Raw genomic sequence first — 13,908 nt, forward strand, 5'->3', positions numbered from 1 at the left:
TTTTTAGATGCTATCGCTAGGGCACATGCTCTCTTGATGATGTTTAAGGGCACCGGCTGCATATGATAGTGCCCTTCTGACCATGGCAATGTTGGGTTGTTCTGCACTGTCAATTCTAGAAGCAGTAAAGATTTGACGTTCGGGGTGTTCGGGTAAACAGATGAGTTTAATAGAGGTCTTGTGGTGCGTGGAAGATGTGACAAAACCGGGCAGAATAGCTGCTGCATAACCTTGTTCTGCAAGACGTACATGAGTGAGTAAATCTTCGATACTGTAGCGAACGTACGGTTCGAAGCCTGCCTGGCGGCATTGATTAATACCCCAAATACGGCTGGTATTGTGTTCTCGTTCAAAAACCCATGGTAGAGATTTTGCTTCAGTGAGGGTTGTGTAGGGAGAGTCTTGTGCTAAAACAAGGTGAATTGGGTCTGCTGTGAGTAGTTCAAGGTGAAGGTCTTCATGCTCAGGTACAAAATGGTGCGGATAGGACTCTGTAATAGCAAGGTCGAATTGTCTGCTTCTTGTGAGTTCTAAACCTGTCTCTGGATCTATCTGCACAACTTCTAAAATGAGTTGCGGTGCATTCTGCTCTAAATACGATAGTGCTGTGGGTAAGAGCGCCATCGCTGCTGACTGAAAAATTGCTAGCCTTACGGTGCCTAGCGGTTCGCCAGAAAACTGTGCAATGCGAGTGGCAGTCTTATCCATCTCTCTGAGGATAGCTCGTGCACCGTGGACGAGGATAAGGCCTTCGTCGGTCAGGCGTACCGAACGTCCTGATCTGCGAATGAGGGGAGCTCCAGCTTCTTTTTCGAGTGCTGTCATCTGTTGTGAGATAGCAGAAGATGTGAGGTGTAGTGTTCTTGAAGCCGCCGCAAGGGAGCCTCGTTCATGGATTTCAAGGAGAATGCGGAGTCGGTGAATGTCGTACATTGCGCTAAACCTCATCACAGGCGGTTAAGTTTTTCTTAACTATTATGCTGAGAAATAGTTATTTTTACTAATAGTGTGTTCAGAACCATAACGTGGTCAAATAGAACAAAAGCACCATGAGTGCCAGTTCACACAAACACAGAAGATGGGAGCACAGGAATGACCACCAATCCCTTTGCCGCAGAACGCTACCAAGAACTTGCCCAAGAAGCACGAACCCTCGTACGCCAATGGCTCACCGAAGCCCAAGACGTCCCCGCAGACTCCTCCGCACAAATGCTCGCAGGTGTCCTCAAAGACCCTAACGGGCTAGACTTTACCGTCGGATTCGTCGACACTGTCGTCCGACCAGAAGATAATAATGTTGCTGGAGCCAATCTCGCAAAAATCGCACCCCTGGTACCATCCTTCCTCCCGTGGTACATGAAAAGTGCAGTGGCCGCCGGCGGAAAAATTGCTAGCAAAGCATCATGGCCCACTGTCGGTATCGCACGACGAGTCCTCCGCGAAATGGTTGGACACCTCATCGTAGACGCCCGCGATGAAAAACTCGGCCCAGCCATTGAACACCTCACCAAAACCGGCAACAAACTTAACGTCAACCTCCTTGGCGAAGCTGTCCTCGGTGACAAAGAAGCAGAACGACGACTCAACGAAACCAAACGCCTCCTCGCACGAGACGACGTCGATTACGTCTCCATCAAAGTCTCTGCTGTCTCTGGCCCACACTCTCACTGGGCCTTCGACGAAGTCGTCGAAGAAGCAGTACAACGACTCACCCCACTTTATGAACTTGCAGCACATTCCCCTGAAAAGAAGTTCATCAACCTCGACATGGAAGAGTACAAAGACCTCGACATGACCATCGACGTCTTTACCAAAATTCTCGACCAACCACAGCTCAAAGACCTCGAAGCAGGAATCGTTCTACAGGCATACTTGCCCGACACCCTCGCAGCAATGCAAAAACTCCAGCAATGGGCTAGCAACCGCGTAGCCTCCGGCGGAGCACGCATTAAAGTGCGACTGGTCAAAGGCGCCAACCTCTCCATGGAAATCGTTGAAGCCCTCACCCACGGTTGGGAACTGACCACCTGGGATTCCAAACAGCTCAGCGACACCAACTACAAACGAGTCCTCGAATACGCACTACGCCCCGAACACACCAAAAACATTCGATTAGGCGTCGCCGGACATAACCTCTTCGACGTAGCATTCGCGCTACTCTTGAGCGAAGAACGCGGAGTCAAAGACGATATCGAATTTGAAATGCTCATCGGTATGGCCGCACAACAGGCAGAAGTCATCCGCCGACGTGTCGGGCACCTCCTGCTCTACACTCCAGTCGTTCGCCCCGAAGAATTCGACGTAGCAATTTCCTATCTCGTTCGACGGCTTGAAGAAAATGCTTCGAGCGAAAACTTCATGTCAGCAGTATTCGACCTGCACGACAACGCTGAACTCTTCGAACGAGAAGAACAACGATTCATGCGCTCGCTCAACTCTGTTACCGATGAAGTACCTGAGCCCAAACGTCAGCAAAACCGTCAGACAGAAACCGTCGATAACGTTTTCCGACCCCGTCAAGGATTTGAAAACGCACCAGATACTGACCCTTCGCTTGCTGCAAACCGCCAATGGGGACGAGAAATTCTCGAACGTTCAAAAACAACTACCCTTGGCATCAACACATTGGAAGCTTCAAAGCTTAGCTCTAGTGGCGAAGTGCAACCATTAATCGACTCTGTGGTTGAAGCGTCGAAAGCATGGGCAGAACGTAGCGGAGCTGAACGCGCTCAGATTCTTCGTCAAGCAGGTATTGCTTTGGGCGTTAACCGAGCAAAACTACTTGAAGTCATGGCAGCAGAAGCAGGAAAAACACTTGACCAAGGCGATACTGAGGTTTCAGAAGCTATCGACTTTGCAAACTACTACGCAACTTTGGCAGAAAACATTGAACACATTGACGGGGCGACCCCCGTACCTGTTCACCTCACACTAGTAGTGCCACCGTGGAACTTCCCAACGGCTATCCCCGCAGGTGGTGTTCTTGCTGCACTGGCAGCCGGGTCTGGTGTCATTTTCAAACCTGCAACGAACACCGCAAGAACGGGTGCTTTGATTGCTGAGATTCTTTGGGAAGCAGGTGTTCCTCGTGAACTACTCAAGCTCATCAAAATCACAGACCGTCAGGCCGGAAAAGAGCTTATCTCTCACCCTGCAGTAGACCGACTGATTCTCACAGGCGGATACGAAACAGCAGAAACTTTCCGTTCATGGCGTCAAGACTTACCATTATTTGGTGAGACCTCTGGCAAAAACTCCATCATCGTTACGCCTAACGCCGACCTTGATTTAGCGGTTAAGGACGTTGTCTACTCTGCTTTTGGGCATGCTGGACAAAAATGTTCTGCAGCATCAACAGTGATTCTCGTTGGAACTGTCGCACAATCTGAACGTTTCAAGAACCAGCTCGTCGATGCTGTGTCCTCCCTGCACGTATCCTACCCACAAGATATCGAATCTCAGATGGGGCCAATTATCGCGCCGGCAGAAGGAAAACTACTCAGCGGACTAACCACTCTTGGAGACGGCGAAAGCTGGCTAATTGAACCTAAAAAACTCGACGAGAGCGGCAAACTCTGGTCACCAGGTGTACGTGTAGGAGTCAAACCCGGAAGCGAATACCACCTCACTGAATACTTTGGCCCAATTCTTGGAATCATGGTTGCTGAAACCCTCGAAGAAGCGATTGAATTGCAAAATGCAACCGACTACGGTCTTACTGCAGGGTTGCACTCACTAGACTCTGACGAATTAGCGCTGTGGCTATCTCGTGTCGAAGCAGGAAACCTTTATGTGAACCGTGGAATTACTGGTGCAATTGTTCGCCGTCAGCCCTTTGGCGGTTGGAAGAAGTCCACAGTAGGTAGCGGAACTAAAGCTGGAGGGCCTAACTACTTAGTAGCCCTTAGCGATTGGGAGAGCACTCCTTCGACAGCTACTGCTATGCCAACCTCTCGTGCTGTGCGAGAGACTTTAGCTGCTACCCGTCAGCCAACTGCTGTAGATCAAGAGAAACTAGAATTCTTAGTTCGTTCTGCATCTTCTGACGCTGAAGCCTATAACAGTGAATTTGGTATTGCTCATGACCCTTCCCAGCTAGGAGTTGAGCGTAACATCTTGCGTTATGTTCCACAGGCTGTGCAAGTTCGTGCGGATTCTTCTGCAGACGTCGCTGATACTTTACGTGTTATCCTAGCTGGTTTGGCAGCTGGTGCACCTATTTATCTCTCAACGGCGCGACAGCTACCGGTAGCGGTGGCCGGCACACTTGAAAACCACGGGGTGAAGATTGCTCTTCAAAGCGATGAGGAATACCGTCAATGGCTTGGAGCTTACGCATCCAAGAGCACAGCAGACCTACAAGGCACTCCGTTAGAAGGTAGCCGTATCCGTTACATCGGGGACCAGCCGACAAGCATCTTCGAAGCGTTGAACGGCCGCCCTGATATCGGAATTTACACGGCTGTAGTCACGGAAGCTGGACGTATTGAGATGCTTCCGTTCGTCAAAGAACAAGCTGTCTCTATTACTGCGCACCGTTTTGGTAACCCCAATAGATTCTCTGAACATGTAATCTAACGCCTTTGATAGAGGGTAGTGCCGTAGAAATGTTTTTCTGCGGCACTACTTTGTTTGTAGAGAGTCATGATGTTGATGAATCATCAATGGTTGGTTCTTTTGATAGAGAATAATTCTTGAGAATGGGCTGTTGATGAAGCCATCTTAATGAGATGTGGAATACTATAGAATGTGACGGGTGAAACGCAGGAGAAGATGTCTCTTACAGAATCTCCTCGCCCTAAGAACATCACACACGTTATTGTTCTACCCGTTGGTGAACATGGTTTATTTTTCTGGGGTCAGAACCCCGGGCATCTTGGTGGTCGTAGCGCCACACGCACGAAAGGAAAGCCACTATGAGTGACGTACCCGCAAATCTGCTATATACCTCAGAACATGAATGGGTTACTGCCGTAACCGCAGAAGGTACCGTAAAAATAGGTATTACCGATCACGCGCAACAGGCTCTTGGTGACGTTGTATATGTTGACCTTCCTGAGGTAGGGGAGAGCGTTGTTGGCTCAGAAACTTTCGGAGAAATCGAATCTACAAAATCTGTCTCAGATCTTTTTGCGCCCGTTAGTGGTGAAGTTGTTGCTATCAATGAAGAGATTGAAGCAGACCCCGCTTTGGTGAACACTGACCCCTATGAGAAGGGATGGCTCATTGAGCTACGTCCCGATAACGTAGAAGATCTCTCCACACTTCTTGACGCAGAAGCCTATGCTGCAGAAATCGCTGAATAAATAGTGCTTTCTAGTGGTCGGTGTCGGTCTCTCGTGACATGAGAAGCCGACACCGATGCCGTTAATAATGGTGTATAGATGTTCCTATAGAAGATACTGCGTCATGAAGAAAATGCTGAGGAGTTTTTTGACGCCATCGTGTTTTATATAGCTAACTCTTATACTTGCCTATAAGATTAGACGGTAGGTTCAATGTTTACCGAATCGTTATCATTGTGAAGGGTAAAGATACGGTCAAAAAATAACCTATCGGGAAGACTCATACGGCAAAGGACACCACCCATGACTGAACACAACGAAGCGCACCCACCGACAGCTGCGCTCAATCTCCTCACCCAAGAAGAGTTGCGGATTGCTGCAAAAGTTACTGCAGAATTTGAAAACGCTCATCACAAGCCCACCGTGGAAGAACTGGGCGTTTTAGCAACCATTCCTCGAGGCTCAGGGTTGCTCATTTGCACTAGCACAGAACTTGAAGGTGCTCGTTTCTTACTCAACTCTGAGCTTGACGAAAACGGTGCTGAGAAACAAATCGTCGTTGGTCGTAGCCCAGACTCTGATGTCTTCCTTGACGATGTCACGGTCTCTCGTCAGCACGCTGTTTTCACACCCAACGCTGGGTCCTTCGCTATTACAGATAATAATTCACTCAACGGCACATACCTCAACGGTGATCGTGTAGATACCGCTTTCCTGATGAACGGATCTGAAATCCAGATTGGAAAATACATTTTTGCGTTCTTCTTGGGAGTCGGAGAATAAATGTCAGCCCCCGCGCAAAAGCTCTCTGACGGTGAAGGTAAAGACCGTACTATCGGTCAAGTTCTTAGCGCCCTAGATATCGATTTTAAAGGTATTAGCGCCTCAAAAATTCGCTTTTTAGAAGACAAAGGTTTAGTTCAACCTCATCGTACCAATACTGGCTACCGGAAGTACTCTGCTCGAGACGTTGAACAGCTACGCTACATTCTGTTATTGCAGAGAGACCAATACCTGCCATTGAAGGTTATTAAAGACAAACTGCAGGCAGGGGAGTTTGACCAATACTATCGGGAAAAGACACAAGGCGACACAACGCCTGACTCAACTTCTGACAGTGCGCACGAAAAATCTGCCCCAAAAGAGCCAGATGCAGTCGCGAGTTTTGTTCCCCTGCCTGAACAAGAGAGAAACTATAGCTTAAGAGAGCTTTCTACCGCAGCCGGTGCAGACATGCCCTTACTCCGTGAACTTATCAATTTTGGTCTGATTCGAGATGTCGACGGAAACTATAGTGAGTATGATGTTGCCATCACCAAGATTTGTTCTCAGCTTACCTCTCACGGCTTGCAGCCTCGACACCTACGCCAATTCCGTGCAACAGCTGAACGGGAAGCTGAACTGGTTAAAAATGCGGTAGCTCCTTTAGCTTTAAGGAAAGATAAAGACTCACTTTCATTGGCAAAAACTCGTGCTCGGGAAATATCTAATCTTTGCCTTCGCCTACATATGGCACTTGTTATTTCTTCTATTCCTGATTACGAGTCCTAAGTCCATATTCAGGGAATCTCTGAAGAAAAACAGCTGTTCTTTATCGACAATGACGACGTTTTGCCGTATCTACCGGTAATATGTCAAGAGGTCAGTAAAAAAAAAGTATCTACGGTTAGGAAGTCCTTATGGTAGCTCACAAGAATGGGGGCACACGTCGCCCTGGTTCTGCGGTTCAACCTTTGAACCTAGCTACACAGAACTCAGAAACTATACCGATGGATCAGCCTATCTTAGGGTTTGAGCAAGTAATGCCCAAACAGCCTCCTCAACAAGGTGAGCAGGGCGTACTCTTCACTGACTCCGTCTCACTCGTCGACGAAAACCTCGGATACCGTGGGCCAGTAGCATGTAAAGCTGTAGGAATTACCTACCGCCAATTAGACTATTGGGCTCGCACCAAACTCGTAGAACCTACCGTTCGCTCAGCGTCTGGTTCCGGTTCTCAGCGTCTTTACTCTTTTAGAGATGTCCTCGTCCTAAAAATTGTTAAGCGTCTTCTCGACACGGGGGTTTCTCTCCAGCAGATTAGAACTTCCGTTAAACATCTACGGACCCGCGGAATTGAAGACCTCTCCGGTATCACCTTAATGAGTGATGGCGCAAGTGTATACGAGTGCACTTCACCTCATGAAGTAATCGACCTTGTACAAGCTGGGCAAGGCGTCTTCGGTATTGCTATTGGGCGAGTCTGGCGTGAACTCGAAATTAACCTTGCGAACCTTCCAGGCGAAAACACCTGCGCAATTTCTGACGATGAAGAGCTCGCACCAACAGATGAGCTTTCCTTACTCCGTGCTAAAAAAGCAAACGGAAACTAACCTCAATATCCTTAAAATATTTTAGCGAGGGGTCTTATACAAAAGATTTTGTATAAGACCCCTCGCCTGTTAAACGAAAGAGTTACGTGAGCCCCTGAAGAATGTCAGAGAACACGGCGGCACAACGTTGAGCATCATCACTGGGCCAATAATGCATAGGATACGCAGAACCCTGAACGCGTTGGAACTCCTCAAAATCTTCTAAGAACTGGTCAGCAACAAGATCACCAAATAAGACCTTCATTTCTTCGACACGATAAGAATGCTCATTACTGTGAGGACGAACCTTATTCAAAATAACCGAGGCAGAAGATACAGAATACTGACTATTTTCTTCAAAACGTGTGATAGCTCGGAGGGTACGTTCTGTACCAGCAACCGAAAACAAAGAAGGCTCAGCTACCGAAATAACACGATCAGAAGCCGCCCACGCCATAGACGTAAGTACCCCCAACGTTGGAGGGCAATCAATGAAAACTACATCATAATCATCAACGTTACCCTGAAGGAGATTCAAGAGGCGCGATAAATACTGGGGCAATGGGGCTTGCTCTAATGGAGTAGACGAAGCACTGCCTCGTACAACGTGAACAACTCCATCAGAGTTCTTCTGTCCTTGAGCAATAGCATTCCACCCAGAAAGAACAATATTGTCTCTCAACGAGAAACGTTCTGGATCAGCAAGCATACTGCCGATATCTGCTCCTGTTGTAGGAGCATTCAAACCTGTACTCGCATCACCATGAGGGTCTAAATCAATCACAAGAACCTTCTGCCCAGCGTGCAGAGCTGCTGAGGTAAGACCAAGAGTAACTGAAGTTTTACCAACCCCACCTTTAAGGCTGCTGATACTCACAATCAGTGGCATAAAAAATGGCCCCCGCCCAAATCCAGAACACAAATCTAACGTGCAATTTTTACACAGTTAACATAATGCTACCGAACTTTAGCGGTAACTCCTGCCAAAGGTCACCAAAATATCGCATTGTGGGCTTAAATGTAGATAACCACAGCAGATGCCCTATAACTATGTAAACTTTAGGTATTCTTGGCTCCACCAAGAACAAAAAAGGGCAAAAACTAGCAATGATGCATATAGTAGAGCTAGTCACACACCGTGAAAACCTCTACCAAGAATGCCTCCTACGCTAGGCAGATTGGAACTAAACACATGTTTGAAAAGATTCTTGTCGCAAACCGTGGCGAGATTGCCATTCGTGCATATCGCGCCGCCTACGAACTTGGTGCAAAAACAGTTGGCGTATTCCCTTACGAAGACCGCCACTCCATTCACCGTCAGCAAGCCGATGAAGCCTACCCTATCGGTGAAGAAGGACATCCTGTTCGTGCGTACCTTGATATCAAAGAAATCATCCGCGTCGCCAAAGAAGCCGGCGCAGATGCCATCTACCCAGGATACGGTTTTCTCTCAGAAAACCCAGACCTTGCACGTGCCGCAGAAAAAGAAGGAATCACCTTCATCGGACCACCACCAGAAGTCTTAGAACTAGCCGGTAACAAAGTCGAAGCACTACGCGCAGCACGAGCAGCAGGCATACCCGTCCTCAAATCTTCCGAACCGTCCAAAGACACCGAATATCTACTAGCAGAAGCCGAAAAAATTGGGTTCCCCATCTTCGTCAAAGCAGTAGCAGGTGGCGGTGGACGCGGAATGCGTCGAGTCGAAAGCAAAGAAGCCCTACCCGACGCGCTCGCCTCAGCAATGAGAGAAGCAGACACTGCCTTCGGCGACCCCACCGTATTCCTCGAACAAGCAGTACTGCGCCCGCGCCATATCGAAGTGCAAATCCTTGCCGATGCACAAGGGAACATCGTGCACCTCTTTGAACGTGACTGCTCCTTGCAACGGCGACACCAAAAAGTTGTCGAAATTGCACCGGCACCACAACTCGATGAGAACATTCGACAAGCGCTCTTCCGCGACGCCGTCAAATTCGCTCGTGAACTCGGCTACCAAAATGCTGGAACCGTAGAATTTCTTGTAGACACCGCAGGCGAACGCGCCGGAGAACACGTCTTCATCGAAATGAATCCACGCATTCAGGTCGAACACACCGTCACCGAAGAAGTCACTGACGTAGACCTCGTCCAAGCTCAAATGCGTATCGCTTCAGGAGAATCCCTCGAAGACCTCGGCATTAAACAAGAAGAACTGCACGTTCGAGGCTCAGCCTTACAATGTCGCATCACAACTGAAGACCCTGCCAACGGATTCCGACCTGACGTCGGAAAAGTGTCATACTACCGATCAGCAGGTGGTTCTGGCATCCGATTAGATGGCGGAACCGTTTATACCGGAGCTCAAATCTCACCACACTTTGACTCCATGCTCGTAAAACTCACCTGCCGTGGACGAAACTTCTCGGCAGCGGTGCAACGTGCACAACGCGCGTTGGCAGAATTCCGTATCCGCGGAGTTGCCACCAACATCCCCTTCTTACACGCGGTACTTGAAGACCCCACCTTCCAAGCTGGAGACGTTTCGACACCGTTCATCGATGAACACCCAGAACTGTTACGCAAACGTCCCTCGGGTGACCGCGGCACAAAAGCCTTACAGTACCTTGCAGAAGTGACCGTCAATCAGCCTCACGGTGCACGTATTGAAGGGCCAGACCCTCGCCATAAACTTCCTCGATTCCCCGGAGACAAAATTGACGAGCCTTTCCGCTCGCCCTTCGACCACGGCGAACATGAACGACCCCGAGGATGGCGGCATATCCTGCAAGAACGAGGCCCAGAAGGATTTGCACAAGCACTACGCGAATACCAACCTATCGCCATCACTGACACGACGTTCCGAGACGCCCACCAGTCTCTTCTAGCAACACGTCTAAGAACCCGAGACCTGCTAGCTGCAGCACCTGCCGTCTCACACGTGCTACCAGAACTATTCTCTGTAGAAGCATGGGGTGGAGCAACCTATGATGTGGCGTTACGCTTCCTTTCAGAAGACCCTTGGGAACGTTTGGAACACCTTCGTGCGGCCATGCCAAATATCCCCATCCAGATGCTTTTGCGCGGACGAAACACCGTCGGGTACACTCCTTATCCAGTAGAAGTAACCGATGCTTTCGTCCAAGAAGCGGCTGCTACAGGCGTCGATATCTTCCGTATCTTTGACGCTCTCAATGACGTCTCACAAATGACTCCTGCAATTGAGGCAGTACGGAAAACCGGAACAGCCGTTGCAGAAGTCGCCATGTGCTACGCCGGTAACCTCCTAGACCCTCAGGAGAAGGTCTACACTCTTGAATATTACCTTGAGCTCGCACAACAAATTGTTGACGCGGGTGCACACATCCTTGCTATCAAAGATATGGCAGGGCTACTACGTCCAGAAGCTGCACGACGTCTTGTGAGTGCTTTACGTGAACGCTTTAACCTGCCAGTACATCTTCACACTCATGACACTGCTGGCGGACAAATCGGAACGTTATTGGCTGCTGTAGAAGCAGGGGTAGACGCTGTCGACCTTGCCTCCGCTACCCTCGCTGGAACAACTTCACAGCCTCCTTTCTCTGCTTTCATCGCAGCGATGGACGGCACCGAACGTCAACCAGAAGTAAGCCTTGACGCGGCGCTCTCTCTAGAACCTTATTGGGAAGCCATTCGAGCAATCTACCGTCCCTTTGAAAATGGTTTGAGTTCACCCACTGGGCGAGTCTACGATCACGAAATTCCTGGGGGACAACTCTCAAACCTCAGGGCACAAGCCAAAGCCCTTGGCTTGGCTGACCGCTTTGAAGATATTGAGAATATGTATGCTGCAGCGGATAAAATGCTGGGGCATATCGTCAAGGTGACACCCTCCTCAAAGGTTGTTGGTGACCTTGCCTTACAACTGGTAGGTATGGGAGTCGACCCCGAAGAGTTTGAGAAAAACCCACAGAACTTCGACATTCCAGATTCTGTTATCGGTTTCTTGAATGGAGAATTAGGAACACCTCCAGCAGGTTGGCCAGAACCGTTTAGAACCCGTGCGCTTGAAGGGCGAAAACTAGCGAAACCGACGGTCAATGAACTCTCTGAAGAGGACAGAAAAGCTCTACAAGAAGGTGGAGACACACGTCGTAAAACACTAAACAGGCTACTTTTCCCTGCCCCGACACGAGAATTTGAACGTGTCCGTCAAGACTATGGTGACGTTTCTATCCTTCATACTCGAGATTTCCTTTACGGAATGATCGAAAACCGAGAACATGTTATCTCCTTAGGAAAAGGAGTGCGTCTTATCGCCAGCCTTCAAGCAATCTCTGAACCAGATTCTAAAGGTATCCGGCACGTCATCTGCACGCTTAACGGACAATCTCGAACTGTCGAAGTACGAGATCTCTCCATTGAATCTGATGTTAAAGAGGCAGAAAAAGCTGACCCCACCAACCCCGGTCATGTTTCTGCACCTTTTGCTGGTGGGGTAACGATTACCGCCACGGTAGGAGACCGTGTCGAAGTCGGAGAACAAATTGCCACCATTGAGGCAATGAAGATGGAAGCATCTATCACCTCACCCGTAGCCGGCGTTGTGGAACGAGTCGTCTACCAAGATGTTACTCAAGTGGCAGGTGGAGACTTGCTCATCGTAGTTAACACCAACTCATAAAAACATAATTCACTAGGTGATGAGGTCTTTCTTTAACAAAACTTCTTTTTTGTTAAAGAAAGACCTCATCTTTTATCAACGCCGTAGCATAAACACATCAAAGGCTGTCAACGAGGGAATAGAACCACTATCAAACCCGTTATAGTCAGCAGAATCTATCCCGAACACTCATTTCACGGAGGAAACATGACCGAAGAATACGACCTCATCATTATTGGATCAGGCTCAGGGAACTCTCTCATCGATGAACGCTGGGAACATCAAAAAGTTGCCATCGTGGATGGCGGAACGTTCGGAGGAACCTGCCTGAACTTCGGTTGTATCCCCACTAAACAATACGTTTATCCCGCAACTCTTGCCTACGAGACTACTCATATGCAACGCCTTGGCGTGCAAGCTGAGCTTGTGAACGTTTCATGGAAACAGATGAGAGACAGAATCTTTACACGCATTGACGCAATCTCTGAAGGCGGGCTCAACTACCGCAAAACCCTCGATAACGTTACTGTCATCGAAGAGTACGCACATTTCATTGATACACATACCCTTCAAACCGATAGTGGGCGACAACTACACGCACCAAAGATTGTGATTGCTGCCGGCTCACACACCACCATCCCCGAAAATATTGATGGCACCCATAGCCCACTAGTGCACACCTCTGACACTATTATGCGCATTGAAGAACTCCCCAAGAGTCTCATCATTATTGGTGGAGGGTTTATTGCCGCAGAATTTGCACATGTCTTCAGCTCCTTAGGTACTGAGGTCACTCAGCTACACCGTTCAGAAACTCTGCTACGTGGTGCTGACGAACTCATCTCAGAACGTTTTGAACACAACGCACGTAAACAATGGAGCGTATACACTAATACTCCCGTCCATGCCATCGAGACAGACGAGAACACTCAGCAAGTCACGGTTCGTGCAAAACATGAAGGAGAAGAAAAAACTTTTAACGCAGAACTCGTTCTCTTGGCTGTTGGACGAACACCAAACAGCGCATCGCTCAAACTCAAAGACGCCGGTTATGATGTGGTAGACGGTGGGTTCCTCGCAGTTGACGAATACCAGCGGGCACTATCGAACGGAAAAGTTGTAGAGGGCGTTTTCGCCTTAGGAGATATTAGTTCACCGTGGATGCTCAAACACGTCGCTAATGCACAGATGCGAGCCGTACAACATAACCTATGGGAAGGCGAAGACCTACACCGCGCAGAAAACAACATCGTTCCAGCTGCTGTTTTCACACACCCGCAGATCGCTAGCGTAGGACTCACCGAGAAACAAGCCCTGCAACAGGCAGAAAAAGAAGGCTTTGAGATTGTTACTAAAGTCCAAAAATATGGTGATACCGCCTACGGGTGGGCGATGGAAGACACCGAAGGCTTTGTCAAACTTATCGCTCGTACAGATACTGCAGAACTATTAGGGGCACATATTATGGGCGCTGAAGCATCATTACTGATTCAGCCCCTCATTCAGGCAATGAGCTTTGGACAAAACCTAAGAACTCTAGCTCGCGGACAGTACTGGATTCATCCAGCACTCACAGAAGTTGTTGAGAACGCTATTCTAGGTCTTGACTTACACTCCTAAAAAGTTTGTACCACCATTAACGGGTGAT

10 protein-coding genes are annotated in these 13,908 nt (G+C 48.7%); 8 read left to right on the forward strand and 2 right to left on the reverse strand.

Going from position 1 to position 13,908, the window contains the following annotated elements:
* Nucleotides 1–3: 3 nt before the first annotated feature.
* Nucleotides 4–933 carry a LysR family transcriptional regulator gene (locus ACN08W_RS02120; protein ID WP_419108675.1) on the reverse strand — a complete coding sequence of 310 codons (930 nt, stop codon included), beginning with the start codon at nt 931–933 and terminating at the stop codon, nt 4–6.
* A 159-nt stretch (nt 934–1,092) separates the two neighbouring features.
* Between ACN08W_RS02120 and ACN08W_RS02125 the strand changes: the two genes are divergently transcribed.
* The 6 genes from ACN08W_RS02125 (at nt 1,093) to ACN08W_RS02150 (ending at nt 7,657) form a co-directional block, all read left to right on the forward strand.
* The gene (locus tag ACN08W_RS02125; RefSeq protein ID WP_419108676.1) at nt 1,093–4,578 is read left to right on the forward strand and encodes a bifunctional proline dehydrogenase/L-glutamate gamma-semialdehyde dehydrogenase; all 3,486 of its coding nucleotides are present in this window, start codon (nt 1,093–1,095) and stop codon (nt 4,576–4,578) included.
* 195 nt (nt 4,579–4,773) lie between these two features.
* On the forward strand, nt 4,774–4,920 hold the full coding sequence (locus ACN08W_RS02130; protein ID WP_419102987.1) for a hypothetical protein: 147 nt from the start codon (nt 4,774–4,776) through the stop codon (nt 4,918–4,920).
* Complete coding sequence (gene gcvH / locus ACN08W_RS02135) at nt 4,917–5,306, forward strand: glycine cleavage system protein GcvH (protein ID WP_419108677.1); 390 nt, start codon at nt 4,917–4,919, stop codon at nt 5,304–5,306. The genes ACN08W_RS02130 and gcvH overlap by 4 nt, the downstream gene beginning before the upstream one ends.
* A 282-nt stretch (nt 5,307–5,588) precedes the next feature.
* A complete protein-coding gene (locus ACN08W_RS02140; protein ID WP_419102989.1) occupies nt 5,589–6,068 on the forward strand; it encodes an FHA domain-containing protein in 480 nt (159 codons plus the stop codon).
* Nucleotides 6,069–6,836 (forward strand): MerR family transcriptional regulator, encoded by a 768-nt coding sequence (locus ACN08W_RS02145; protein ID WP_419108678.1) that lies wholly within the window; start codon nt 6,069–6,071, stop codon nt 6,834–6,836.
* 218 nt (nt 6,837–7,054) lie between these two features.
* A complete protein-coding gene (locus ACN08W_RS02150; protein WP_419108679.1) occupies nt 7,055–7,657 on the forward strand; it encodes a MerR family transcriptional regulator in 603 nt (200 codons plus the stop codon).
* An 82-nt stretch (nt 7,658–7,739) separates the two neighbouring features.
* Here ACN08W_RS02150 and ACN08W_RS02155 read toward each other — a convergent pair whose 3' ends face one another.
* Nucleotides 7,740–8,513, reverse strand: coding sequence for a ParA family protein (locus tag ACN08W_RS02155; RefSeq protein WP_419108680.1), 774 nt, complete (start codon nt 8,511–8,513; stop codon nt 7,740–7,742).
* 315 nt (nt 8,514–8,828) lie between these two features.
* Here ACN08W_RS02155 and ACN08W_RS02160 point away from each other — a divergent pair, with 315 nt between their 5' ends.
* Both ACN08W_RS02160 and ACN08W_RS02165 read left to right on the forward strand, forming a co-directional pair.
* The gene (locus tag ACN08W_RS02160) at nt 8,829–12,281 is read left to right on the forward strand and encodes a pyruvate carboxylase (RefSeq protein ID WP_419108681.1); all 3,453 of its coding nucleotides are present in this window, start codon (nt 8,829–8,831) and stop codon (nt 12,279–12,281) included.
* Nucleotides 12,282–12,467: 186 nt separating this feature from the next.
* Nucleotides 12,468–13,880: a mycothione reductase gene (locus tag ACN08W_RS02165; protein WP_419108682.1), complete on the forward strand. Its 1,413-nt coding sequence runs from the start codon at nt 12,468–12,470 to the stop codon at nt 13,878–13,880.
* The last annotated feature ends 28 nt before the right edge of the window (nt 13,881–13,908 follow it).

The sequence above is a fragment of the Rothia sp. CCM 9419 genome (genome assembly GCF_048512815.1).
Lineage (GTDB): Bacteria > Actinomycetota > Actinomycetes > Actinomycetales > Micrococcaceae > Rothia.

Coding starts and splice junctions, on each gene's coding strand:
- ACN08W_RS02120 (WP_419108675.1), bottom strand. CDS start 933: ATGTACGACATTCACCGACTCCGCATTCTCCTTGAAATCCATGAACGA.
- ACN08W_RS02125 (WP_419108676.1), top strand. CDS start 1,093: ATGACCACCAATCCCTTTGCCGCAGAACGCTACCAAGAACTTGCCCAA.
- ACN08W_RS02130 (WP_419102987.1), top strand. CDS start 4,774: ATGTCTCTTACAGAATCTCCTCGCCCTAAGAACATCACACACGTTATT.
- gcvH (WP_419108677.1), top strand. CDS start 4,917: ATGAGTGACGTACCCGCAAATCTGCTATATACCTCAGAACATGAATGG.
- ACN08W_RS02140 (WP_419102989.1), top strand. CDS start 5,589: ATGACTGAACACAACGAAGCGCACCCACCGACAGCTGCGCTCAATCTC.
- ACN08W_RS02145 (WP_419108678.1), top strand. CDS start 6,069: ATGTCAGCCCCCGCGCAAAAGCTCTCTGACGGTGAAGGTAAAGACCGT.
- ACN08W_RS02150 (WP_419108679.1), top strand. CDS start 7,055: ATGGATCAGCCTATCTTAGGGTTTGAGCAAGTAATGCCCAAACAGCCT.
- ACN08W_RS02160 (WP_419108681.1), top strand. CDS start 8,829: ATGTTTGAAAAGATTCTTGTCGCAAACCGTGGCGAGATTGCCATTCGT.
- ACN08W_RS02165 (WP_419108682.1), top strand. CDS start 12,468: ATGACCGAAGAATACGACCTCATCATTATTGGATCAGGCTCAGGGAAC.